The organism is Nitrosophilus kaiyonis (assembly GCF_027943725.1).
In the GTDB taxonomy this organism is placed as follows: Bacteria; Campylobacterota; Campylobacteria; order Campylobacterales; family Nitratiruptoraceae; genus Nitrosophilus_A; species Nitrosophilus_A kaiyonis.
Genome location: NZ_AP025696.1, coordinates 918,993 through 941,525, shown reverse-complemented (window position 1 = coordinate 941,525; position 22,533 = coordinate 918,993). Strand labels below are relative to the sequence as shown.

28 protein-coding genes are annotated in these 22,533 nt (G+C 29.3%); 4 read left to right on the top strand and 24 right to left on the bottom strand.

The features are described 5' to 3' along the window. Window positions 1-26: 26 nt before the first annotated feature. The 3 genes from truB to smpB all read left to right on the top strand — a co-directional run bounded on the left by truB (window position 27) and on the right by smpB (window position 2,420). Window positions 27-857, top strand: a complete 831-nt coding sequence (gene truB, locus QML81_RS05070) for a tRNA pseudouridine(55) synthase TruB (RefSeq protein ID WP_345741162.1) — start codon at window positions 27-29, stop codon at window positions 855-857. 220 nt (window positions 858-1,077) lie between these two features. Further along, complete coding sequence (locus QML81_RS05065) at window positions 1,078-1,851, top strand: 4-(cytidine 5'-diphospho)-2-C-methyl-D-erythritol kinase (protein ID WP_281950329.1); 774 nt, start codon at window positions 1,078-1,080, stop codon at window positions 1,849-1,851. Between the two features lie 119 nt (window positions 1,852-1,970). Further along, the gene (smpB, locus tag QML81_RS05060) at window positions 1,971-2,420 is read left to right on the top strand and encodes an SsrA-binding protein SmpB (RefSeq protein ID WP_281950328.1); all 450 of its coding nucleotides are present in this window, start codon (window positions 1,971-1,973) and stop codon (window positions 2,418-2,420) included. Here smpB and QML81_RS05055 read toward each other — a convergent pair. The 19 genes from QML81_RS05055 to QML81_RS04965 form a co-directional block, all read right to left on the bottom strand. Continuing rightward, on the bottom strand, window positions 2,417-3,049 hold the full coding sequence (locus tag QML81_RS05055) for a hypothetical protein (RefSeq protein ID WP_281950327.1): 633 nt from the start codon (window positions 3,047-3,049) through the stop codon (window positions 2,417-2,419). The two genes, smpB and QML81_RS05055, sit on opposite strands and share 4 nt — an antisense overlap. Before the next feature lie 78 nt (window positions 3,050-3,127). Next, on the bottom strand, window positions 3,128-3,484 hold the full coding sequence (gene rplS, locus QML81_RS05050) for a 50S ribosomal protein L19 (RefSeq protein ID WP_281950326.1): 357 nt from the start codon (window positions 3,482-3,484) through the stop codon (window positions 3,128-3,130). Further along, window positions 3,465-4,157, bottom strand: a complete 693-nt coding sequence (gene trmD / locus QML81_RS05045) for a tRNA (guanosine(37)-N1)-methyltransferase TrmD (protein ID WP_281950325.1) — start codon at window positions 4,155-4,157, stop codon at window positions 3,465-3,467. Before trmD ends, rplS begins: the two co-directional genes overlap by 20 nt. Continuing rightward, entirely contained in the window at window positions 4,154-4,666 is a 513-nt protein-coding gene (gene rimM / locus QML81_RS05040) for a ribosome maturation factor RimM (protein ID WP_281952035.1), read from the bottom strand. Before rimM ends, trmD begins: the two co-directional genes overlap by 4 nt. Window positions 4,667-4,677: 11 nt before the next feature. After that, entirely contained in the window at window positions 4,678-4,923 is a 246-nt protein-coding gene (locus QML81_RS05035; protein WP_281950324.1) for a KH domain-containing protein, read from the bottom strand. Between the two features lies 1 nt (window position 4,924). After that, a complete protein-coding gene (gene rpsP / locus QML81_RS05030) occupies window positions 4,925-5,152 on the bottom strand; it encodes a 30S ribosomal protein S16 (protein WP_281950323.1) in 228 nt (75 codons plus the stop codon). A 103-nt stretch (window positions 5,153-5,255) separates the two neighbouring features. Next, window positions 5,256-6,605, bottom strand: a complete 1,350-nt coding sequence (gene ffh, locus QML81_RS05025) for a signal recognition particle protein (protein WP_281950322.1) — start codon at window positions 6,603-6,605, stop codon at window positions 5,256-5,258. A 62-nt stretch (window positions 6,606-6,667) separates the two neighbouring features. Further along, window positions 6,668-7,399, bottom strand: coding sequence for a pseudouridine synthase family protein (locus tag QML81_RS05020; protein ID WP_281950321.1), 732 nt, complete (start codon window positions 7,397-7,399; stop codon window positions 6,668-6,670). 10 nt (window positions 7,400-7,409) lie between these two features. After that, window positions 7,410-7,694 carry a DUF167 domain-containing protein gene (locus tag QML81_RS05015; protein WP_281950320.1) on the bottom strand — a complete coding sequence of 95 codons (285 nt, stop codon included), beginning with the start codon at window positions 7,692-7,694 and terminating at the stop codon, window positions 7,410-7,412. Further along, complete coding sequence (gene waaA, locus QML81_RS05010; RefSeq protein ID WP_281950319.1) at window positions 7,684-8,832, bottom strand: lipid IV(A) 3-deoxy-D-manno-octulosonic acid transferase; 1,149 nt, start codon at window positions 8,830-8,832, stop codon at window positions 7,684-7,686. Before waaA ends, QML81_RS05015 begins: the two co-directional genes overlap by 11 nt. Before the next feature lie 127 nt (window positions 8,833-8,959). Continuing rightward, window positions 8,960-9,679, bottom strand: coding sequence for a zinc ribbon domain-containing protein (locus QML81_RS05005; protein WP_281950318.1), 720 nt, complete (start codon window positions 9,677-9,679; stop codon window positions 8,960-8,962). Window positions 9,680-9,699: 20 nt separating this feature from the next. Continuing rightward, window positions 9,700-10,422, bottom strand: coding sequence for a Nif3-like dinuclear metal center hexameric protein (locus QML81_RS05000; protein WP_281950317.1), 723 nt, complete (start codon window positions 10,420-10,422; stop codon window positions 9,700-9,702). A 178-nt stretch (window positions 10,423-10,600) separates the two neighbouring features. Further along, on the bottom strand, window positions 10,601-11,449 hold the full coding sequence (gene glyQ, locus QML81_RS04995; RefSeq protein ID WP_281950316.1) for a glycine--tRNA ligase subunit alpha: 849 nt from the start codon (window positions 11,447-11,449) through the stop codon (window positions 10,601-10,603). Next, window positions 11,446-11,697 (bottom strand): glutaredoxin family protein, encoded by a 252-nt coding sequence (locus QML81_RS04990; RefSeq protein WP_281950315.1) that lies wholly within the window; start codon window positions 11,695-11,697, stop codon window positions 11,446-11,448. The genes glyQ and QML81_RS04990 overlap by 4 nt, the downstream gene beginning before the upstream one ends. A 92-nt stretch (window positions 11,698-11,789) precedes the next feature. Next, window positions 11,790-12,659 (bottom strand): damage-control phosphatase ARMT1 family protein, encoded by an 870-nt coding sequence (locus tag QML81_RS04985; protein WP_281950314.1) that lies wholly within the window; start codon window positions 12,657-12,659, stop codon window positions 11,790-11,792. Between the two features lie 356 nt (window positions 12,660-13,015). After that, window positions 13,016-13,510, bottom strand: a complete 495-nt coding sequence (gene purE / locus QML81_RS04980; RefSeq protein ID WP_281950313.1) for a 5-(carboxyamino)imidazole ribonucleotide mutase — start codon at window positions 13,508-13,510, stop codon at window positions 13,016-13,018. Window positions 13,511-13,721: 211 nt separating this feature from the next. Then, window positions 13,722-14,993 carry a peptidase U32 family protein gene (locus QML81_RS04975; RefSeq protein WP_281950312.1) on the bottom strand — a complete coding sequence of 424 codons (1,272 nt, stop codon included), beginning with the start codon at window positions 14,991-14,993 and terminating at the stop codon, window positions 13,722-13,724. After that, window positions 14,993-15,472, bottom strand: a complete 480-nt coding sequence (locus QML81_RS04970; protein WP_281950311.1) for an ankyrin repeat domain-containing protein — start codon at window positions 15,470-15,472, stop codon at window positions 14,993-14,995. Before QML81_RS04970 ends, QML81_RS04975 begins: the two co-directional genes overlap by 1 nt. Next, window positions 15,472-15,963 carry a hypothetical protein gene (locus tag QML81_RS04965; protein ID WP_281950310.1) on the bottom strand — a complete coding sequence of 164 codons (492 nt, stop codon included), beginning with the start codon at window positions 15,961-15,963 and terminating at the stop codon, window positions 15,472-15,474. The genes QML81_RS04970 and QML81_RS04965 overlap by 1 nt, the downstream gene beginning before the upstream one ends. Before the next feature lie 58 nt (window positions 15,964-16,021). On the opposite strand from QML81_RS04965, the gene QML81_RS04960 reads away from it, so the two are divergent. Continuing rightward, the gene (locus tag QML81_RS04960) at window positions 16,022-16,840 is read left to right on the top strand and encodes a histidinol-phosphatase (protein ID WP_281950309.1); all 819 of its coding nucleotides are present in this window, start codon (window positions 16,022-16,024) and stop codon (window positions 16,838-16,840) included. 22 nt (window positions 16,841-16,862) lie between these two features. Here the strand turns inward: QML81_RS04960 and glnA are convergent, their stop codons facing one another. From glnA to QML81_RS04935, 5 genes are all read right to left on the bottom strand, one after another. Further along, window positions 16,863-18,308: a type I glutamate--ammonia ligase gene (gene glnA / locus QML81_RS04955; protein WP_281950308.1), complete on the bottom strand. Its 1,446-nt coding sequence runs from the start codon at window positions 18,306-18,308 to the stop codon at window positions 16,863-16,865. 79 nt (window positions 18,309-18,387) lie between these two features. Continuing rightward, entirely contained in the window at window positions 18,388-18,798 is a 411-nt protein-coding gene (locus tag QML81_RS04950) for a hypothetical protein (RefSeq protein WP_281950307.1), read from the bottom strand. A gap of 23 nt (window positions 18,799-18,821) precedes the next feature. Then, window positions 18,822-20,753 carry a penicillin-binding protein 1A gene (locus tag QML81_RS04945; RefSeq protein WP_281950306.1) on the bottom strand — a complete coding sequence of 644 codons (1,932 nt, stop codon included), beginning with the start codon at window positions 20,751-20,753 and terminating at the stop codon, window positions 18,822-18,824. After that, entirely contained in the window at window positions 20,750-21,448 is a 699-nt protein-coding gene (locus QML81_RS04940) for an ATP-binding cassette domain-containing protein (protein WP_281950305.1), read from the bottom strand. The genes QML81_RS04945 and QML81_RS04940 overlap by 4 nt, the downstream gene beginning before the upstream one ends. Further along, window positions 21,441-22,532: an aminotransferase class I/II-fold pyridoxal phosphate-dependent enzyme gene (locus QML81_RS04935; RefSeq protein WP_281950304.1), complete on the bottom strand. Its 1,092-nt coding sequence runs from the start codon at window positions 22,530-22,532 to the stop codon at window positions 21,441-21,443. The genes QML81_RS04940 and QML81_RS04935 overlap by 8 nt, the downstream gene beginning before the upstream one ends. Window position 22,533: the final 1 nt, after the last annotated feature.

Here is a 22,533-nt window from a genome sequence, read left to right as displayed (position 1 = left end):
AAAACGATGAAAAAAATAATAAAATTATTCCTTCGCCCTTACTTTTTGTAGCTTATAAGCCTCCCTTTATAAGTTCTAATAGATTTTTAAATCAGATCAAAAAAAGATATAAAGTAAAAAAAGCAGGTTTTTCTGGAACACTTGATCCTTTTGCAAAAGGAGTTTTAATAATAGCATTTGGCTCTTATACTAAACTTTTTAGATTTTTAAAAAAAACTCCAAAAATTTATAGAGCTACTTTATGGTTAGGTGCAAAAAGTAAAACATTAGATATTGAAAATATTATATCAGTCGATAATATCTTGCCTGTAAATTTAGAAAAAATTTTCAATGTTTTAGATTCATTAAAAGGAGAAATCACATATACTCCTCCACTATTTAGCGCAAAAAAAATAGAAGGAAAAAGGGCCTATCAATTAGCAAGAGAAAATCAAGAAATCAAACTAAATAAAGTAAAATCAACAATTTATCATATAAAACTTTTAAATTATTCTCATCCTTTTTTGACTTTTGAAGCAGAAGTTAGTGAAGGAACATATATAAGGAGTATAGGTGAGATAATAGCTCAAAAACTTGGAACTTTTGGAGCCCTTAGTAGCTTAGAGAGAATCAAAGAGGGAAAATTTATTTATGAAAATGAAAAACCTCTAAATCCTATAGAATATCTAAATACAAAAGAAAATTTTACAAAGATTGATAAAAATTTAATAAAATCAGGGAAAAAACTAAAAATTGACGATTTAAAGATTAAAGAAGATGGCATTTATCATCTAGTATTTGATGATTTTTTTACCATAATAGAGATAAAAAATAGAAAAGTTAAATATATTTTGAATGATATCCCTTTATTTAGGTAAGTTAGGAACTTAAAGTGGATTAGTGGAATAGGGGCATATAGGAATAATGGAATAGTTGAGTAAGGTGGGAGTTAAGAATTAAGATTTAAGAACTAAGTAAATAGAATTTAGTGATAATTGAAAAACTTAACATTTAAATCTTAGCACTTAACTCTTAATACTTAACACTAATTCCTAATTACTAATGTCTAATGTCTAATCCCTAACACAAAGGCAAAAAATGAGAGCAAAAGCTTATGCTAAATTAAATATTTTTTTAAAAATTGTAGGAATAAGAGGAGACTATCATGAGATTGTCTCAAGATTTGTAAAATTGGAAAATCTATATGATGAGATAGAGTTTATTCCTGGAAATTTTGACAAATTCACAATTGAGGGAACTCCAGATATTAAAAGAGAAGAAAACATTATCTATAAAGCTTTTTGCACTTTAAATGCCTATACAAATAATCCTAAAATTATAAATTTTTTCTTCAATCATAAAGTAGTCATTAACAAAAATATCCCAACGGGGGCTGGACTTGGTGGTGGCAGCAGTAATGCAGCAGTTTTTTTGAAACTTTGTAATGATATTATAGGATTAAATCTATCTATTAAACAGTTAGCCGAGATTGGAGTAAAAATAGGTGCAGATGTTCCTTTTTTTATATATGATGAGACAAGTGCTAATGTTAGTGGAATTGGAGAGATTATAGAAAAATTTGAAGAAGAGATTCCAGAATTTGAAATAAAATTTATTGATGAGCATTGTGATACTGCACAAGTATATAAAAATTATAGAAAAAAATATATGAAAGTTTTTGAGATTGACCTTGCAAAGCAACTAAAAAATTTGCCAACTTCTGAAATTTTAAATAAAATTACACCACTTAAAGCTAATGACCTATATGAAAGTGCAATAGATTTATGTCCAAAATTAGCCCCTTATAAAAATGATTGGTTTTTAAGTGGAAGCGGAAGCACTCTTTTTAGGATGAAAGCAGGGAAGGAGTGAAGCCGTGAAGCTGAGAAGGAGTGAAGGGTTTAGTGATAGTGTTAGTAAAGAACTCACACCCACACTAACTCTAATTCTAACTTTCAAATTACAAGTGTCCAATATTTTAAAGGATAAAAATGAAAATAGTTGCTACCAATAAAAAAGCTTATCACGATTTTGAAATTATAGAAAAATTTGAAGCTGGTATTGTGCTTGAAGGTAGCGAAGTAAAAGCAATAAGAGCTGGAAAGGTAAATCTAAAAGATAGTTTTATAAAAATTGTAAAAGGTGAGCCTTTTATTTTTGGTATGCATATTTCTCATTTAAAAACAGCAAATCCACATTTCAAACCTGATGAAAAAAGACCAAGAAAACTTCTGCTTCATAAAAAAGAGATAAATAAATTGATTGGAAAAACAAGTGAAAAAGGATATACAATAGTTCCTTTAAAGCTATATTTTAATAACAAAAATCTTGTTAAACTTGAAATCGCTTTAGCAAAAGGTAAAACACTGCATGATAAAAGAGAGAGTTTAAAAAGAAAAATTTTAGATAGAGAAGCAAAAGCAGCTTTAAAAGACTACTAATCATAAACTATAAAAAGCTTTAAAATTACTTCATGGTTTTTATCATTTTTAAATCTAATATTTTTATATTCACCTCTAAACCAATCATTTGGGGTTAAAATAATGCTATTTTTTGATAATATTAAATTATTTTCAATAACATATTTACCGAAATCTTTTTTGTAAACATCTGGAACAAAATTTATATAAATATTTGCATCTTTGTAACCTATCCAAAAACACTCACTTTTAAAATTTAAGCATACTTTTTTAGCTTCATTTCTAGCTATAGAAAATGAAAAAGGCACTATCTCATAATATCTTTTTCCAATTTTTATTTTTCCATTTAAAATCTCAATTTTTACAATTTGAGAGTCATCGAATTGATTTTGGGTTTTAACATATAAACATTGAACCTTTTTAAGCTCAAGTTCTAACTCTTTTTTTCTATTTTCCTCTTCAATCAATCGTCTTTTTTCTATAATTTTTTTTAGCTCCATATTTTTTTGGACATAAATTTTGCATATCTCTTCTTGTCTGTTTTTTGAAAAAGTTTTAAATACCTCTTCATCAACCCCACAATATTTTGTGCTGCAAGCAGTAATAATAATTGTATAAAATAGGAAAAGAAAAAAATGTAGAAATTTCATAAAATTCCTATATTTTTAGTTTTATTGGAGAATAATATAAAAAAATTGTAGAAAAAATGTGGAAAAGAATTAAAGAACCTATTTTCTAAGTTCTTTAATTCTAGCAGCTTTACCTCTTCTCTCTCTTAAATAGTATAGTTTTGCTCTTCTTACACGTCCGCGTCTAACTACTTTGATTCCTTTTATAGAATCGCTATATAATGGGAATATTCTTTCTACTCCAACATTATTTGCACCAATTTTTCTAACAGTAAAAGTCTTTCCGGTACCTTCACCTTTTACTGCGATGCAAACACCTTCGAAATCCTGGATTCTTGTTTTATTACCCTCTTTAATTTCAACAGATACTCTAACTGTATCTCCCGCTCTAAATTCTGGAACCTCTTTTGATTCTATTTGAGATTTCTCAAAATGTTCAATAAATCTGTTTTTCATCTCTCATCCTTATTAGGTCTGGTCTATAATATTTTGTTCTATATATGGACATCTTATATTTTAAGGCGCTAATTTTAGCGTGATTTCCCTTTAGAAACTCTGAAGGAACAAAGCTACCTTTAAAATTATTAGGTTTAGTAAATGATGGAGCCTCTAAAAGGTTATCTTCAAAACTCTCTTCTTTCAAAGAATCAATATTCCCAAGAACTCCTGGAATATTTCTTGATATGGCATCCATCATAGAAAGAGCCGCCAATTCGCCACCAGTTAATATGAAATCTCCTATTGAAAAAACTTCATCAGCCTCAAACTCTATTGCTCTTTCATCAAATCCTTCATATCTACCAGTTACAAAAATTATATGTTTTTTTAACGCAAGTCTTTTTGCATCTTTTTGATTAAATCTTTTTGCTGATGGAGTAACAAATATAACCCAAGAATCTTTATTTTTTATATCTTTTATTGTATCAACAATTGGCTGAGGGCTAAGCAACATACCAGCCCCACCCCCAACTTTAGTATCATCAACTTTTTTATGTTTATTGATAGTATAATCTCTTGGATTTTTAAAATCAATCTGTAATATTTTTTTATCTATTGCTCTTTTTAAGATTGAGTCTTCAAAATAACAACTTATTAAATTCTTAAAAAGTGTGACAAATGTAAACTTCATGAAGATTCCAAAATATCTAAACCCTCTTTTACTTCAATCTTTTTTTCATCAATATTAACATCTTTAATAAATTTATCAATATATGGAATCAAAAAAGATTTAGCTTTTCCTTTTTCTACTAAAGATTCATCAGTTTTAATTAAAAGGTAGTCTGCTGATGGCAATCTTTGAATATCTACTACTTTTCCAAGCAATGTTGCATCTTCTAAAACTTCACAACCTATAATATCAAACCAAAAATATTCACCCTCATTAAGCTTACAACTCTCTCTTGTCTCTTCTATGGAAGAGTAAATAATTTTATTTGTAAGCTTTCTTGCTTCTTCTGGCGAATTAATACCTACAAATTTTATAATTCCACGTTTTGGATTATAATACTCAACTATTAACTCTTTATTATCAATCGTAAATTTTGCACCTTTTTTAAACTGTTCAGGGAAGTCGCTTAAAAGATGCAATCTCATTTCACCTTTTAAACCAACTGCTCGACCCAGCTTTGCAACTTCCACTTTTTGCAAAACTAATCTCCCTTAATAACGACGTTTACTTTATAGCTAATTCCATCCTTTGCTTTACAGCCAGAAATCAAAGTTTTGATTGCTCCAATCATTTTACCTTCTTTTCCTATAAGCTTTCCAGCATCAGCTTTATTTGCATATATAGTAATTTCACTATACTCTTTATTGATATCTTTTCTTTCAACTTCAATATCTTCTGGCTTTGTAGCGATTAGTTTTGCAAATTTTAAAACAAAATTTTCTATCATACTATTTTCCAGTGATTTTTTTAACCCTGTCACTCATTTTTGCACCAACTCCAAGCCAATAATTAAGTCTCTCTTCATCAAATTTTATTGTTTCTGGCTCAGTTAAAGGGTTGTAATAACCGATTGATTCTATCCAACCACCATCTCTTCTTTTTCTACTATCTGTAACAACTATTCTATAAAATGGTCTTTTTTTTCTTCCCATTCTTGTAAGTCTAATAACTGTCATATGTTTTTCTCCTTTTTAGATTTAAGTATTAAGAATTAAGAGCTAAGAAATAAAATATTATTATCTATGCTTAATTCTTAGCTCTTAACTCTTAGCTCTAATTTTATCTTGGTATTCCTCCCATTTTCATTTGACTCATCATATTTTGTATATCTTGCATACCTTTTTTGCCCGAAAACTTTTTAGCAAATTTTGCTGCATTATTAAACTGTTTTAAAATCTTATTTACCTCTTGTTGGCTTAGCCCAGCTCCTGCTGCAATTCTTCTTTTTCTACTATTATTTTTAAGTATCAAATCTGGATCACGTCTCTCTTTTGGGGTCATTGAGCTAATCATAGCTTTTATTTTTTTAATCTCTTTAGAGTTTTCAAGATCCAAATCTTTCATAGCTTTTGCCATATTTCCCATACCAGGAATCATAGAAATCAAAGATTTTAAATTCCCCATCTTTTTTATTGACTCAAGTTGATCAAGAAAATCTTCAAAATTAAATTTACCCTTTTTTATCTTTTTGGTTAACTCTTTTGCCTTTTTTTCATCAATAACAGCGGCAGTTTTTTCTGCAAGTGATTCTATATCACCAGCGCCCATTAATCTACTTGTAATTCTCTCAGGTATAAAAACTTCCAAATCTGGCATCTTTTCGCCAGTTCCTATAAATCTTAAAGGAACACCAAGTTGATGAGCTATACCAATAGCAACTCCACCTTTGCTATCTCCATCAAATTTTGTAAGAATAACACCAGTTATTCCTATCTCTTCATTAAATTTAGCAGCACTTCTTACAGCATCTTGACCTGTTAAAGAATCAGCTACATAAAATATATCATCTGGATTTGCAGCATCTTTAACTCTTTTTAACTCTTCCATCAAAGCTTCATCGATTGCCAAACGACCAGCTGTATCTATTAAAACTACATCAAAAAGATTTTTATTTGCATATTCAATAGCATCTTTTACAACTTTTACAGGATCTTTTGTGTCTTCACTAAATACCTCAACACCAATTTGTTCTCCAAGCTGTTTTAACTGTTCGACTGCAGCAAGTCTTTGCAAATCAGCTGCTACCATTAACACTTTTTTCTTTTTAAACTCTTTTAAATAGTTTGCAAGTTTTGCAGTAGTAGTTGTTTTACCGCTACCTTGCAAACCCATCATCAATACAACTGTTGGTGGCTTTGGAGCAAAAACAAATCCCTGTTTTCCAGGAACTTTTAATATATCATTTAAATTTTTCTCTAATGCTTTTAAGAAATTTTCTTTTCCAATCCCGGCTTTTTTTGTATCTAACTCAACTTTTTGCAAAAGCTCTTTAACAACTTTATGATGAACATCTGCTTTTAATAATGATTTTTTAAGCTCCGTTAGCGCCTTTTTTAAAGCCTTTTCATCATCTTGAAATCTTATTTTTTTAATAGCATTGCTAAATGAGTTAGATATAGCTTCAAACACTTATTACCTACCTTTTAATATATAGTTTTTGAGTGTGAATTTTACTTAAATAAAGTTTAATTTTAGATAAATTTAATAAACTCATTTGGCTCATTCGCTTCAAAAGAGTAATCAAGTAGCTTGATTTTTTTAGCATGTAGCATTATTCTATTCCACTCTTTTCCTCCATAAAGTGCATCTCCGACAATTGGATGATCTACTCTTGATAAATGAACTCTTATTTGATGAGTTCTTCCTGTTTTTATTACTGCTTTGATTTTAGTATATTTTGAAATAATTTCAAGAGGTGTTATTTTAGTTAATGCCTCTTTTCCTTTTGAATATGAAATCTTACTTTTTGCACGATTATTTTTTTTAATAGTTAAGATTGGAAGATCAATTGTTAACTCTTCAGCTAAAATTCCTTCTACCCATGCAATATACTCTTTATAAACTTCACCTTTTTTAAACTCATCAATTGCTTTTTCTCTAAACTCTTCATTCTTTACCAAAAGCAAAACTCCACTTGTCTCTTTATCAAGTCTATGCAATAATTTATATCCGCTATCCTTTTCTATCTCTTCACTGGTTAAAAATGCTGGTTTATCAATCGCTAAAATATTTTCATCTTCAAATATAACTTTTAGCTTTGGAATTTGTGAAACTCTAAATTTTGTTTTTGTATCAATCTCTGCTCTTGCAATTTTTACTTTTCTATTTCCAATATAAACTAATCCTCTATCAATTAGCTCTTTTGCTTTTTTATTTGAAATATCAAGTTGCTTTGCTAAAACTTTATATGCTTTATCTCTCAATTTTATCCTTTTATTTTAATGAAACAATTAACTCTTCTACCTTTTCATTTAAAGGCAGTTTAACTGCTTTTCTTTTACTTGTTTTTCCACTTATAAACTCTATTTCACTTTTTGCTATCTTAAAAGTTTTACTCAAAAACTTTATAAGCTCTTTATTGGCTGCCCCTTCAACTGCTGGGGCTTTTATATTTATTTTTAAACTATCTCCATAAATACCAGCAATTTTATTTTGACTTGAGTTTGGCTGAGCTTTTATATAAAAAATAACATAATTATCTTTTTTTTCAAACCACATCTTTTATCGCCTTAACAATTTTATTTATATCTACTTTAGCTTTAATTTTTGTTGGTATAAATTTTTTCTCTTTTAAAATATCTTTTAATTCATTAGCTTCTATTAGCATAATACCATCGACATAAGAATAGGTCTCTTTTTGATTAAATATATATTTTCCACTAATAATTGGTTTATTGAAAAAAGCTGGCTCTAAAGGATTGTGACCACCAACAGATACAAAACTTCCACCTAGTATAACAAGATCAGCAATTTTATAAATATTTATAAGCTCTCCCAATTTATCAACAAGTATTATATCTGCATCAAAATCATCTCTTTGTGAAAATCTATGATATGATAAATTTTCTCTTTTTGCTATATTAGAAAGTAATTCATCAACCTCATCAAACCTCTCTGGATGTCTTGGCACAACTACTAAAATAGAATCTTTCATACCACTTTCAATCCAAGCAGTTACAATGATTTCTTCTTCTGGGTCGTGTGTACTTGCAGCTACAATTATAAATTTTTTTGGTTTTTTATAATGCTTTGAAATTTTAGGAGTATTAGCCAATTTTATATTTCCTGCAATTTCAACATTTTTTGCACCAAGCTCTATCAATCTTTTTTTATCCTCTTCACTTTGAGCAAAAATAAAATCAATATTCTCAAATATTTTTTTATAAAACCATCTAAATTTGAGATAACTCTTATAGCTTTTATCACTAATTCTTGCATTTATTAAAAATGTATATGAACCTCTTTTTTTTGATAGATAAAAAAGAAGATACCAAAGTTCAGCTTCAGTAACAACCAAAACTTTCCCAGGCTTCAGCCAAAACCATAAAAATATCTCAAATGGCAAAAATCTAACATCAGCATTTTTATATCTTTTAGCTGCATTAAAACCGGTATCTGTAATTACAGAAATATTTACTTTTTCAAAATTTTTTAAAATAGGCTCTAATGAGATTGTTTCTCCAAAGCTACATGAATGAAAATGGACAAGTTTTTCATTAAATGGAGGATTTTTAATAAGAAAAAATCTTGCTGGAATTGACCTTTTATACTTTTTTTTAAAAGAGAGAAGAATTAAAAAAGGGATTGAAAAAATATATAAAATAGTTAAAAGTATTGTATAAAATATGGGAAACATTCAATTGCCTTGACATTAGTCAATGGTCATTAGTCATTAAGTCATTAGTAGTAATTAATAATAAATTCAAAACTTTTATTTAACACCAATTACTAATGACTAATGTCTAATGTCTAATGACTAAATACTAAACTGTCTCTTCCTCTTCTTCAAGATACAAAATTCTTCCACAATGAGGACATGTAACTATCTCTTCACCTTTTATAACTTTTGAAAAGGTTTTATCGTTAATTTTCATATAGCAGCCCATACAAGCATGTTTTTTAACAGGAACTACAGCACTATTTTTAGCCCATCTTCTTATTTTTTCATAAAATGCTAAAATTTTTTGAGGAATTTTTGAGATAAGTTCTTGCTTTTTCTCAAAAACTTTTTTTCTCTCCTCTTCAATCTCTTTTAACTCATTTTCAACTGCCTCTTTTGTTTTTTCAAGTCTTGCCTCAACCTCTTTTAATCTCTCTTCTAAAGATGCTTTCTCTTCAAGCTTTGTCTCACAACTATTTTCAAGTCTTGCTACCTCTTCATTGGCAAAATTTATCTGCTCTTTAGCAATCTCTTCTTCTAATTGTATAGCTTTAGCCTCTTTTTCTGTTTTAACATTTGCACTTTTTTTAGATAGTTCATCCAACTTATCTGATAACTCTTTTAGATGAAGTTCATTTTTTCTTTTCTTTAATTCACACTCTTGAATCTCTTCATTTAAAGCATTGATTGACTCTTCTATAATATTTTTCTCTTTTTCAACATTTTCAAGTCTACTTTTTACCTCAATTATTTTTGGCTCAAATGAGTCAATCTCTTTATCAACTTTTGATAGTTCAACAAGCTGCTTAATATATTGTTTCATTTTTATCCTTTATGGGCTTTTTACATATAATCAAAAGGGTTTTTTGTTGATGAAATTATAGCTTCAATTTTGTTTTTTTTCAATTGAGATGCTAAAACCTCCCCAAAATAACGCTCACTTGCAAAATGCTCTATATCTATTAAAGAAAGACCTATAGATTTTGCTTCCATTGCATCGTGATATTTTATATCACCTGTTAAAAATAGATCTGCATCTACCTCTTTTATCAAACTCCCACCTGCTCCAGTTGTTAAAGCTACTTTTTTTATTCTATCTTTTGCTTTTACATATTTGACTGTTTTAAGATTAAATGATTTTTTTATAAATTTTACAAAATCATCAAAATAAAAATCCACATTAAAATAGCATATAAAATCTTCACATATACTACTTTGAAATCCTAAAATATCTTTCGCAACAAAACTATTTAAATGTGTTTTATCAAAGTTTGTATGCATAGAAATTAAACTACTCTCTTTTTTAATTAACTCTTTTATAAGATTTGCTGGATAATTTGAAAAATCTAAATTTTTCAATGGTTTAAAAATTAAAGGGTGATGTGTAACAATAAGCGTTTTTGGTTCCATTGAAGCCAAAAATTCAAAATCTATATCTAATGATAGTACAATTTTTTTTATCTCATCATTAAAATTTCCAACCTGTAAACCACTATTATCCCAACTTTCTTGAAGCTCAAATGGACTTATCTCATCTAAAATATCATAAATTTCTCTAACTTTCATAAATATTCCTTGTTGGACATTGGACATTCGTCATTGGTCATTAGTAGTTAGCCTTTCCTTCTACCTTCAGCCTTCATCCTTCCACTTTATTTTCTTCTCCACTATCCCGCTGCGCCCCTATTCCACAACTCACTTAGCTCTTAAATCTTAATTCATAACTCTAACTCACCACACTCAATTAATCTCCACTAATTCCCTTATAAACAGTTGCACACCCTTTTGCAAGTTCTCTAACCTTAAGTATAAAATTTTGTCTCTCAGTTACACTAATTGCTTTTCTTGCATCTAAAGTATTGAATATATGTGAGGCTAAAAGGCACTGATCATAAGCTGGTAAAGGAAGTTTTTCTTCTAAACATCTTTTACACTCATTTGTTGCATCTTCAAAATGTTTAAAAAGCATATTTGTATCGGCAACTTCAAAATTGTATCTGCTAAATTCATATTCACTCTGTTTATGAACATCACCATACTTTACACCTTCACTCCAAAGAATATCAAAAACATTCTCTACTTCTTGGAGATACATAGCAAGTCTTTCTGTACCGTAGGTTATCTCAACTGCTACCGGATCACACTCATATCCTCCAACTTGCTGAAAATAGGTAAATTGAGTAACTTCCATACCATCAAGCCAAACTTCCCATCCAAGTCCCCAAGCCCCAAGTGTAGGACTCTCCCAGTTATCTTCTACAAATCTTATATCATGATTTTTTATATCAAGTCCAAGGCTTTCTAAACTTTTTAAATAAAGCTCTTGAATATTATCTGGACTTGGCTTTATTAAAACTTGAAACTGATAATAGCTTCCAAGTCTATTTGGATTTTCACCATATCTTCCATCTGTAGGCCTACGAGATGGAGCAACATATGCTGTTGCCCATGGTTTTGAATCGAGTGATCTTAAAAATGTTGCCGGATGAAAAGTACCAGCACCACTTGGAATATCATATGGCTGAAGTATTGTACAACCTTGTGTAGACCAAAAATTTTGTAGTTTAAGTAAAAGTTCACTAAAAGTTATCATGAAATTCCTAACTCCTTATTTATTTTTGCTTGATCAAATCCGCATATCCATCTGCTTCCAATCAATACAACTGGAACTCCTCTACAGCCATGTCTTTGACAATCTTGTGCAGCTTTTTGATCGCGTGATATATCAATCTCTTTAAATCTTATCCCTTTTGCTTTAAAATAGTTTTTAGCTTTTACACACCAGTGACATCCTGGTCCTGTAAATAAAACAACCCTTTTTTGAGGTTTTTTCTCAGCCACTTTACCTCCTTTTTAGTATTAAGAATTAAGCGTTAAGAATTAAGCATTAAGTTAAAACTTTTATAATTATTATTTCTCTTAACTCTTAGCACTTAACTCTTAACTCTACTATTCATACAAATTAAATCTCCAATATTTTTTCCAATTTTATTAGCTACTACTGAACATTTTACTTTAAATAGAAAAAATATCCTATCATCTTTTAACTCTTCCATACACTCATAATTTCCCATGCCTTTTGCTAATATAAGATCAGCTTCATCAAAAATTTTTTTTGTATAATCATTAGCTTTGTTATATATAAAACCTGGAGTATCTACTCCACTATCAACTATTTGCGCAATTTTATCTATATCTATTGCCTTAGCATCTTTTGCTGTTACATCATTTATAATAGGTTTTCCTCTTGTAATATAAAATATATCTATTTTTGGATTAAAATCAAAAAATATTTCCATCATAAATTTATCAAAAACATGCTCACCCACATTATCACCTATGACAACAACTTTTTTTGATTCTTTTAGTTTCTTTTTAAAACTCTCTTTATCATCAATTGCAAATTTTGCTTTAAATATTGTATCAATCTCTTTTTCGATATCAAACATTACTTGTGTTGCAAAATCTATAATATTTCCTAATACTGCAGCTCTCAAAGCCCCATCTATATCATCTTTTAAACTATTTACTTTCTCTACTACAATATCTAATAATTTTAAAGCTTTATTGGTAGACTCTATCTTTTTTTCTTCATAAACATCATCTTTTTTTACTATTTTTGAAATTTGAGGATATAAAATAGCAGCAGCCTCGGGTGGTGTCATATTTAGAGAAAATTTTGAAATAGTAATAGCAGCTTCATCTAAAACTTTTTTAGCACTTTCGTCATCTAAATTAAGAGCTTTTGTAACTCTTAAAGTCTGATTAAAAAGACATACCAGACAATCTGGCTTCATATTCATAATTTTCCTTTTTTAAATTAGTCATTGGACATTAGTAATTTGTAATTAGTCATTAGGCATTGGTAATTGGAAATTAGACATTAAGACCTCTGAAAAATTACAAATTGAACGAAAACTTTGAAATTTTAGTATGAAAATTTTATGTTGGCCTTTAGGCCAAAAAAGTGCATTTACCCTTTTAGGGCGCTTGCGTTTGCACTTTTTAATAAAATTTTCAAGCGTTAGTTTACTAAAAATTTCAACTTGTTTGAGTAAAATTTGATAATTTTTCAGAGCATTCAATTGGGAATAGGCCGCTTTACAATTTCACTGCTTACCACTTTGCCCTCTTATTTATCTTACTCAACTAAAATTAGCTATAACAATACTTCTATTTCACTTGAATCTGCTTCAACTTTTTTAGCTTTAGCTATTCTATCTTCTTCCAATTTTGTTTTTAACTCATCATCATCTATTGCTAAAATTTGCATAGCAAGATATGCTGCATTAACTGCTCCAGCTTTACCAACTGCTACAGTTGCTACTGGCATTCCAGCTGGCATTTGTACTGTACTTAAAAGAGCATCCATTCCATCCATAAATCCGCCTTTCATTGGCACTCCGATAACTGGCTTAGTAGTTAATGAAGCAACAACACCAGCTAAATGAGCAGCCATCCCAGCAGCACAAATAAAAACTTTTGCTCCTTTATTTTCAGCCTCTACTACGTAGCCTTTTGTTCTATGAGGACTTCTATGAGCACTTGATATTATCATCTCATATTGAACTCCAAACTTCTCTAAAACATTAGCACACTCTTTCATAACATCATAATCGCTTTTACTTCCCATTATAATTGATACAAATCTCATAAAACTCCTTTAAAATTGGACATTACTCATTAGTCATTAGTCATTGGTCATTAGGAGGAATTTGGTTGAGTAGTTAAAACCTCTCAACTATCACTATCCAATATCACTAATTTTTACTAATGAATAATCACTTAATGACCAATGACTTCTCACTTGCTAATAGATTTAAAATTATACAAAACTTCCAATAAAATTAATATTTTTGCATTTTTTATGCTACAACCTCTATTTGCCTTCTAAAAAAACTAAAAGCTGGAAGTTTACATGGAAGTTTTATAGGATTTAGATTTCCACTGTGAACGCAATTTAGCTCTTTATTGTCTTTAGTTTCAATTTTATAAAACTTTATAAACCACCTATCTTCATTTCTATAAATTTTTCCTATTTCGTTTTCACACTCTTTTAAATTATCTGTTGGAGATACAATCTCAACTTCATCTCCTGCGCACATCTTATCTTTTGTCATAAAAAAAAGCCCATCTTCAGTAACCTCAGCAGTAACTTGATGTGATCCTTGGCTAATAGAGCTATCAAGTTTTTGAGTATCACCTTTTTCATAAGGCCTCTGAATCAGATATGCGTCAGTAAAACCTCTGTGTTTTGTTGTATTAAGCTCTTTTTGGTAAAGTTCTGGATGGAATTCTCCCTTATAATAATCATCTATCGCTTGTCGATAAACTTTTGTAGTTATTGCTGCATAGTATGGACTTTTTGTTCTTCCTTCAATTTTTAAGCTATCAACACAATTACAATCTAAAATCTCTTTTATATGTGAGGCAAGATTTAAATCCTTTGCATTCATTATATATGTACCTTCATTTTCAACCTCTTCTAACTTAAAAAGAGTTCCATTTTCAGGATTTTCAGCATACAATGTATAAGGAAATCTACAATCATTTGCACAGCTTCCTCTATTTGGCACTCTACCACTTTGAAGGGTTGAAATCAAACATCTGCCACTATATGCAAAACACATACTTCCATGCACAAAAACTTCAAGCTCTAAATCTGGCAGTTTCTCTTTTATAATTTTTACATCTTTTAAACTTATCTCTCTAGCAACAATTATCCTTTTTACTCCCAATTCATAATAAACCTCAGCATCAAGATAATTCATAACATTTGCTTGAGTTGATAAATGCAAGTCAATATGTGGAGCTATCTCTTTACAAAGTTTTATCACACCAGGAGTACTTACAATAAATGCATCTGGATTAAGCGCTGCCATCTTCTCAATATGATTTTTGAAAAGCTTTATTTGTGAATTAAAAGGAAAACCATTTATAGTACAATAGACTTTTTTGCCTTTTTCATGGGCATATTCAATTCCTTCTTTAAAACTTTCATAGGTAAACTCTTTACCACTTCTAATTCTCAAACTAAAATGGCTAACACCTCCATATACAGCATCAGCCCCATAAGAGATAGCAATTTTTAATTTTTCTAAATTTCCAGCAGGACTAAGTAACTCAACTTTTTTCATCATTTCCTTTCATACTCTTCTATTATTTTTATAAATCTTTTATATCCAGTCATTTTTGCATAATCTTTTGCTGAATATTCAAAATTGTCTTTAACTTCTGTATCAACTCCAAGTGATAAAAGATATCTTGTAATATCTTCATCTCCATAACTCACTGCGGCCATCAATGGTGTAAAACCTGATTTTCTTTTTGTTGTATTGGGATCAATTCCACTTTCAACTAAAAATTTAACAATATCAAGTCTTCCTTTTTTTATAGCATCATCAATTAAGCCAACACCTTCGCTGTCAACTTCAAATATATCAGCCCCAAATTCAGTTATAAGTTTAAACATTGCAAGGCTAGCTTTTGATTTGATAACATATCTTAAAAGAGAATCACCATTTTCATTTTTAATTTTATTTATCTCTTCTATATCTTCTAATAGCTCTTTAACTCCAATAATATTGTCTCTTTTTATCTCATTAAAAATATTCATCAATTAACCCTCTGCTTTTGTATTAGCATCTCCATTTCACCCATAGGGATTGGAATCCTTACTCTATACTCTTTTTGGTTTTGAATAACTTCAATATTTTCTTTAGAATCTTTTTTTATAACTATTTTATCTTCAGGAAGTTCAAATGACTTTTTTCCTCTATATGTTTTAAAAACAATTCTTCTTCCGTTATACCAAAAAGGGATATCATACTCTCTATAAAATGTTGTTGGTCCCTCCCTTTTTTCCATCTTCATATGCAAAATATATATTTTTTTATCTTTATTATAGGTCTCTATAGAATAGTCATAAAGTTTATATTCTCCTTTTGGTGAAGATATATAAGCTATTGCTTCTACAATAATTATAGGCTCATTTGCTTTTTTTGCTTCAGTAGAAAAAAATTCTTCAAGATTTTCATTACTATTTTGTGCATAAGCAAAACTTCCCAAAAAAACTGCTAAAATTAAAACAGCTATTTTTTTAAACATATTATTCTCCTTAAATAATTTATATTAATATTATATCAAATCTTTAAAAAGGGATTAAATGAAAGTAGATCTTCACAATCATACTAAACTATGCAATCATGCTGAAGGTGAAATTGAAGAATATATTGAAGCTGCAATAGAGAAAAAAATTGATATTTTTGGCTTTAGTGACCATGCACCTATGAATTTTGATAAAAAATATAGAATGAGTCTAAATGAGGTTGATATTTATGAAAATATGATAAAAGAGGCAAAAGAAAAATATAAAGATAAAATAGAGATTCTCTTAGCATATGAGGTCGATTTTTTACCTGGACTTATGGAGGAAAGAATCTTAAATGCAGATGTTGACTATCTAATAGGCTCAGTTCATTTTTTACCAAAATCAAGAGGTCATAAAGAGATTCTTATTCACCAAGATTTATGGGGATTTGATAATCCTGAATTTATAGGAGAATATAAAAACCAAGATATAGATAAAATTTGGGAAGACTATTTTAGCGCAATTGAAGCTATGGCAAAAAGTAATCTTTTTGATATTGTTGGACATTTAGACCTTATAAAAGTATTCAATTTCAAACCAAAAAAGGATATTAAAAAGATTGCATTAAATTCTCTAAAGGCTATAAAAAAAGCAAATATGGTTATAGAGATTTCAAGTGCAGGCCTTCGAAAACCAGTGAATGAACCATATCCAAGCAAAGAACTAATTGAACTAGCATACGAAATGGATATTGAGATAACATTTGCAAGTGATGCTCATAAACCTGAACAGGTGGGCTATAAATTGGATGAGATTAGGAATCTTGCAAAAGAGATAGGTTATTCAAAATGTGTAATATTTAGAAATAGAGAAAAAGCATTCATTGATTTTTAATTTTGGGGCAAAGCCCCAAAAATTAGCAAGAGTATGTAGTAATAAACTCGTATGGGTGCGGTCTACCTTCCCAAGGCCAGATAGATGTTTCAAATTTGTAATGTTGATATGTTTGGATAAAATCTTCTGTCATAACATCACCAACTTTGAAAAGCTCTTTATTTGCTAACATATTTTCAATAGCTTCTCTTAAAGTATGAGGCATTTGCTGAATGCCTTTTTCTCTAATTTCATCTAGGGTCAATTCAAATAGGTCCATCTCCATTGGCTCACCTGGATCGATTTTGTTTTTAATACCATCAATTCCAGCTAATAAAAGTGCAGTAAATGCTAAATATGGATTAGATGAACTATCAGGAAATCTAAACTCTGCTCTTACACTTTTTTCTCCTGCACCCCAAGGAATCCTACAGCTTGCACTTCTGTTTTGTGCTGAATATGTAAGGATTGATGGAGCCTCAAATCCAGGAATTAGTCTTTTGTATGAGTTTGTTGAAGCATTTGTAAAAGCTGCAACAGCTTTAGCATATTTTAGTACTCCACCAATAAAATATTTTCCAAAATCACTTATATTTGCATATCCATTTGGATCATAAAATAGGTTTTTACCATCTTTCCATATAGAGATATGTGTATGCATACCGTTACCATTATCACCATATAGTGGTTTTGGCATAAAAGTAGCAGTCTTTCCATTTATATGAGCAACATTTTTTACTACATATTTTAATTTTTGTACATTATCGGCTGCTTCAATTAAAGTTCCAAATTTTACACCGATTTCTCCCTGTCCTTGAGCAACTTCATGGTGAATAACATATGTTTCAAGTCCAATTTCTTCTAATACTTTGCTCATTTCTGCTCTTAAATCCATCATACTATCAACTGGAGGAACAGGGAAATATCCACCTTTAGTACCTGGTCTATGGCCTATGTTGTAAACATCATATTCAGGATTATCTACACCTCTATTCCACTCACCTTCACTTGTATCTACTTCATAATATTGACAATTTATCTCATCTCTTATCTTAATGTTATCAAAAACAAAAAACTCATTTTCTGGACCAAAATAAGCAACATCACCAATACCACTCTCTTGTAGATATTTCAAAGCTTTTTTTGCGATACTTCTTGGACACTTTTCATATGGCTGATTTTTATAGATATCATATACATCACAAATTACTACCAATGTTGGATCAGCAGTAAATGGGTCAACAAACTCTGTTCCTGCTTCTGGGACTAAAACCATATCTGATTTATTAATAGGCTGCCACGCAGGAAGTGAGCTTCCATCAAAAGGAAGACCATTTTTAAAAGTATCTTCACTAATAGCCTTTACATTATATGTAACATGGTGCCAAGTCCCTTTAATATCTGTGAATCTAAAATCTACAAACTCAATCTCTTCCTCTTTGATAGTATCAAAGAGTTTTTGAACCTTTGCTTCATCAACTTGAAACATATATACTCCTTTTGATTTTTTAAATTCAACATATTATATCTTAATAAAATTTAATTAAATTTTATTTATTGCCTAAAATTTAATCATTCTGTTTGAATCGCTTCTTTATATAATTTTTAAACCAGCTAGTACAGCAGCCTCCGCTAGGATTTCTTATAGAACAGTTACATCCATGAAGTTTTACTTTTAATTTTTTTTCATCAAAAGAGTTTTCATCTATGTTTGATTTTGTATAGTTAAAACAAAAACAGATAATTCCATCTTCACTTGAGCTATTTTTATATCCAACTTCTCTTATTACATCTTTTTGTGTTAAATTCTCACCAATTGCAAAATAGATATTTTCACAATCTTCATTCCAACAAAAATAGTAATTTTTATCTTTTTTTATTTTAGAAATATCTTTTAAATGAGCCATTAATACTTCATGACTTACTTTTTTGCCTTTATCTTTGCATTTAGGGCATATACCTTCGCTAACAAAAAACATAATTTTCCTTTAAATATTGGATTTTAAAATATAAGATTATCTTCAATAATTGGTTTATTCTCTATAACCGGTGGTTTTGATATATCTGTAAAATATTCAATTTTTCCTTTATATTTAGTCTTAATAATTCCTTTTGGAATATCAAACTCTCTTTTCATTTCTGGATGTTTTTTTAAAAGTTCTTTAAAAAACATTCCAACTACAGGAGCAGCTGCAACTCCTCCTGCTTCTCCTTTTCTCATTGGAGTATTATTATCTTTTCCAAACCAAACAATAGCTTCATATTCTGGGGTAAAACCACAAAACCAAGCATCTATATTATTATTTGTTGTTCCAGTTTTTCCTGCTATTTCAATCCCTTTTACTCTTGCTCTTCTTCCTGTTCCTCTTTTTACAACATCTTTTAATATATCTATCATTAAATATGCCTGCTTCTCTTCAAAAAGCTCTTTTGATTCAATATCTTTTTCATATATTATATTTTCATCTCGATCTAAAATCTTATCTATCAGTTTTGGTTCAACTTTTTTCCCATAATTTGAAAAAATAGAGTAAAATCCAGCAAATTTATATGGAGAAATTGCAAGACTGCCTAAAGATAATGAAAGGTCCATTGGAAGATTTTCAAAACCAAATCTTTTTAACTCTTTATACATATTTACCAAACCAATCTCATTGACAAGATTTATAGTAGCAAGGTTTCTTGAATGAACTAATGCTTCTCTTAGAGTGATCAAACCTTTAAAATCTTTCTCATAATTTTTAGGCTGCCATTTTTTTGTCTCATTTTCATCTTCAAACTCATATGTCCTTGCTACATCTGGAATTAAAGATGCCGGAGAGTATCCCAGATTTAAAGCAACTTGATAAATAAATGGTTTAAAGGCACTTCCCGGCTGTCTTTTTGCTTGAGTAGCCCTATTAAATGGGCTCTCTTGATAATTTACTCCACCAACCAAAGAGAGTATCTCTCCTGTGCTATTTTTCATAACAACAATAGCACCATTTAATGTATCTATCTGTTCTTCATTTTTTGATCGTTTTAGTATATTTTCATATCCATATCTTAAACTATTTCTCGCAATTTTTTGAAAATCAAGATCGATTGTTGTATAGATTTTATATCCACCGCTTTTTATATCTTTTATTTTATTTTTTAACTTTCTTAAAACCTCATCTACAACATATGGTGCTCTATTTTGAGTTAATGTATCATCATAAACTATTGGTATCTCTTTTATTGCTTTTGAAAACTCTTCATCTGTTATCCAACCCAACTTATGAAGTCTTGTTATTACTCTATTTGCTCTTTCTATTGAATAATCTAAATGTTTAGTTGGATCATAAAAGCTTGGTGCTCTTGGAAGGCCTACTAACATTGCAGCCTCTTTCAAAGTTAGATCTTTTAAACTTTTGTGAAAATATCCCAAAGCTGCAGTTTTTATCCCATAATATCCATGCCCAAAATAGATCTGATTTAAGTATCTTTCTAAAATCTCCTCTTTGCTTAAGATAGATTCTATTTTAAGAGCAAGCAAAATCTCTTTTATTTTTCTTTCAATCTTTTTTTCTCTTGTCAAAACGCTGTTTTTAATAAGTTGCTGTGTAAGAGTACTTGCTCCTTCTACAAATCTTCCAGCTTTAATATCTTTTATAATTGCTCTAAAAATTGCATCTAAATTTATCCCTTTATGCTCAAAAAACATTGTATCTTCAATAGCAAGCAGTGACTCAATAACTTTAGGCGGAATCTCTTCATATTTAGCATACACTCTATTTTCTTTATCAAAAATATTTGCAATTAATTTTCCATTTCTATCAAAAATCTTTGTTGTTAATGGGGGATTATAATTAATAATACTATCTGCTTGGTCTCTTATTTGATCATAATAATAAAAAAGTATTCCAAACAAAGAAAAAATAACTATTAAAATAAAAGAAAACAGGTATCTCACTTTCTCCACTCTCTTTGTGCAAAATTTGATTCGATTAATGTTTTTGTATATTCACTTTGTGGATTATACAATACTTCTTCCATTTTTCCATTTTCAACTATTTTTCCCTTTTTAATTACAGATATCTCTTTGCATAATTTTCTTGCACTTTCAATATCATGTGTAACAAATAAAATCAAAAAATCAAATTTTTTCTTCATATCTTTTATAAGCTCAATAACCATCTCTTTAGTATCTGGATCTAATGCTGTAGTTGGCTCATCTAAAAGCAAAAGTTTGGGATTTAAAGCAAGAGCCATAGCTATTATTACTCTTTGAAGCTGCCCACCACTAAGTTCCGGAGGAAATCTATAAAGATGCTCATCTTTTAAACCAACTAAATTCATAAGTTCAAGTGCTTTTTTTTGAGATACTAAAAATTGATCTTTTATTTTTGTAAGAGGACTTAAAGATGTAAAAGGGTTTTGTGGAACAAGAGAGAGTGTTTTGCCCCTTTTTAACTCAAAAGAGGATACTATTTTCATATCTGATTTTAGATTTGGGGGTAAAAGTCCTAAAAGCGCCTTTAGAGTTAAACTTTTTCCACTACCACTCTCTCCAACCAAAGCTAAAGAGTCTTTTATCTCAAAACTTATATCAACAAGCTTTTTATCTCTTTGCACATCCACAATTTTTAATCTTTCACATCTAAACATAATTTGCCCTCAAAATTTTTAAAAGCTTTTTTAAATCTTTTTTACTCTCACCAAGCCTTGGAATTATTCTAAGTATTGGCTTTTTTACTGTAGGTTGTCTAATAGCCCCTACTAAAAAGCCACTATTTAATAACTCTTTTTGTATCTCTAAAACCTCTTGATTGCTGCTGAATTCAAGATTTAATATTAAAGATTCTATTTTTTTATTTAAAATTTTTTCTATTATATTTTTCCTTTTTTCAATTTTTTTTACAAGTTTTTTACTATTTTTTTCTATATATTTTAATGCTTCGTGGGCTAATAAAACATCAAATAGAGATAAAGCGGTAGTATATATAATACTTTTGGCTCTATTTTCTAAAAAAGAGATTATCTCACTTGAAGAGAGTATATATGCCCCATAACTTCCATAAGCTTTTCCCATAGTTCCCATTTTTATATAGTTTTTATGTGGCTTTATATTGTAAAAATCTAATATTCCTAGAAGATTTTCTCCTATAACTCCACTACTGTGGGCCTCATCTATAATTAAAATTGCATTATATCTATTAGCAATATCAAATATCTCTTTTTTTGCAATATCTCCACTCATTGAGTATATGCCTTCAATTGCAATAATGACTCTATTAAATTTTTTATTTTTTAATCTTTTTTCTAAATCTTCTGGGTCGTTATGTTTAAAAAACTCTAATTTCGCTTGAGTTAATTTTGATGCCAATATTCCACTTGCATGATACTCTTCATCAATCAGCAATAGATCATTTTTTCTAGGAAGAGCTTCAATCAAAGCAATATTAGCTAAAAATCCACTTCCTAAAACAATTCCAGCTTCAAAACCATTTAATCTACATAAATCATCTTCAAAATTTTTATGAATAGATGTATATCCATTTACTATAAGGGAGGCCTTTGCAGCATTAATTGGATACTCTTTTAGTTTTTTATAGGCATTTATTAAAAGTTTTTTATTGTGAGCAAACCCTAGATAATCATTTGAGGCAAAATCTTTTAAATGAAAATCATAAATCTTTCTCTCTCTAAATCTATTTGCTCTTTTTATTGCATTAATCTCTTTTTCATACATT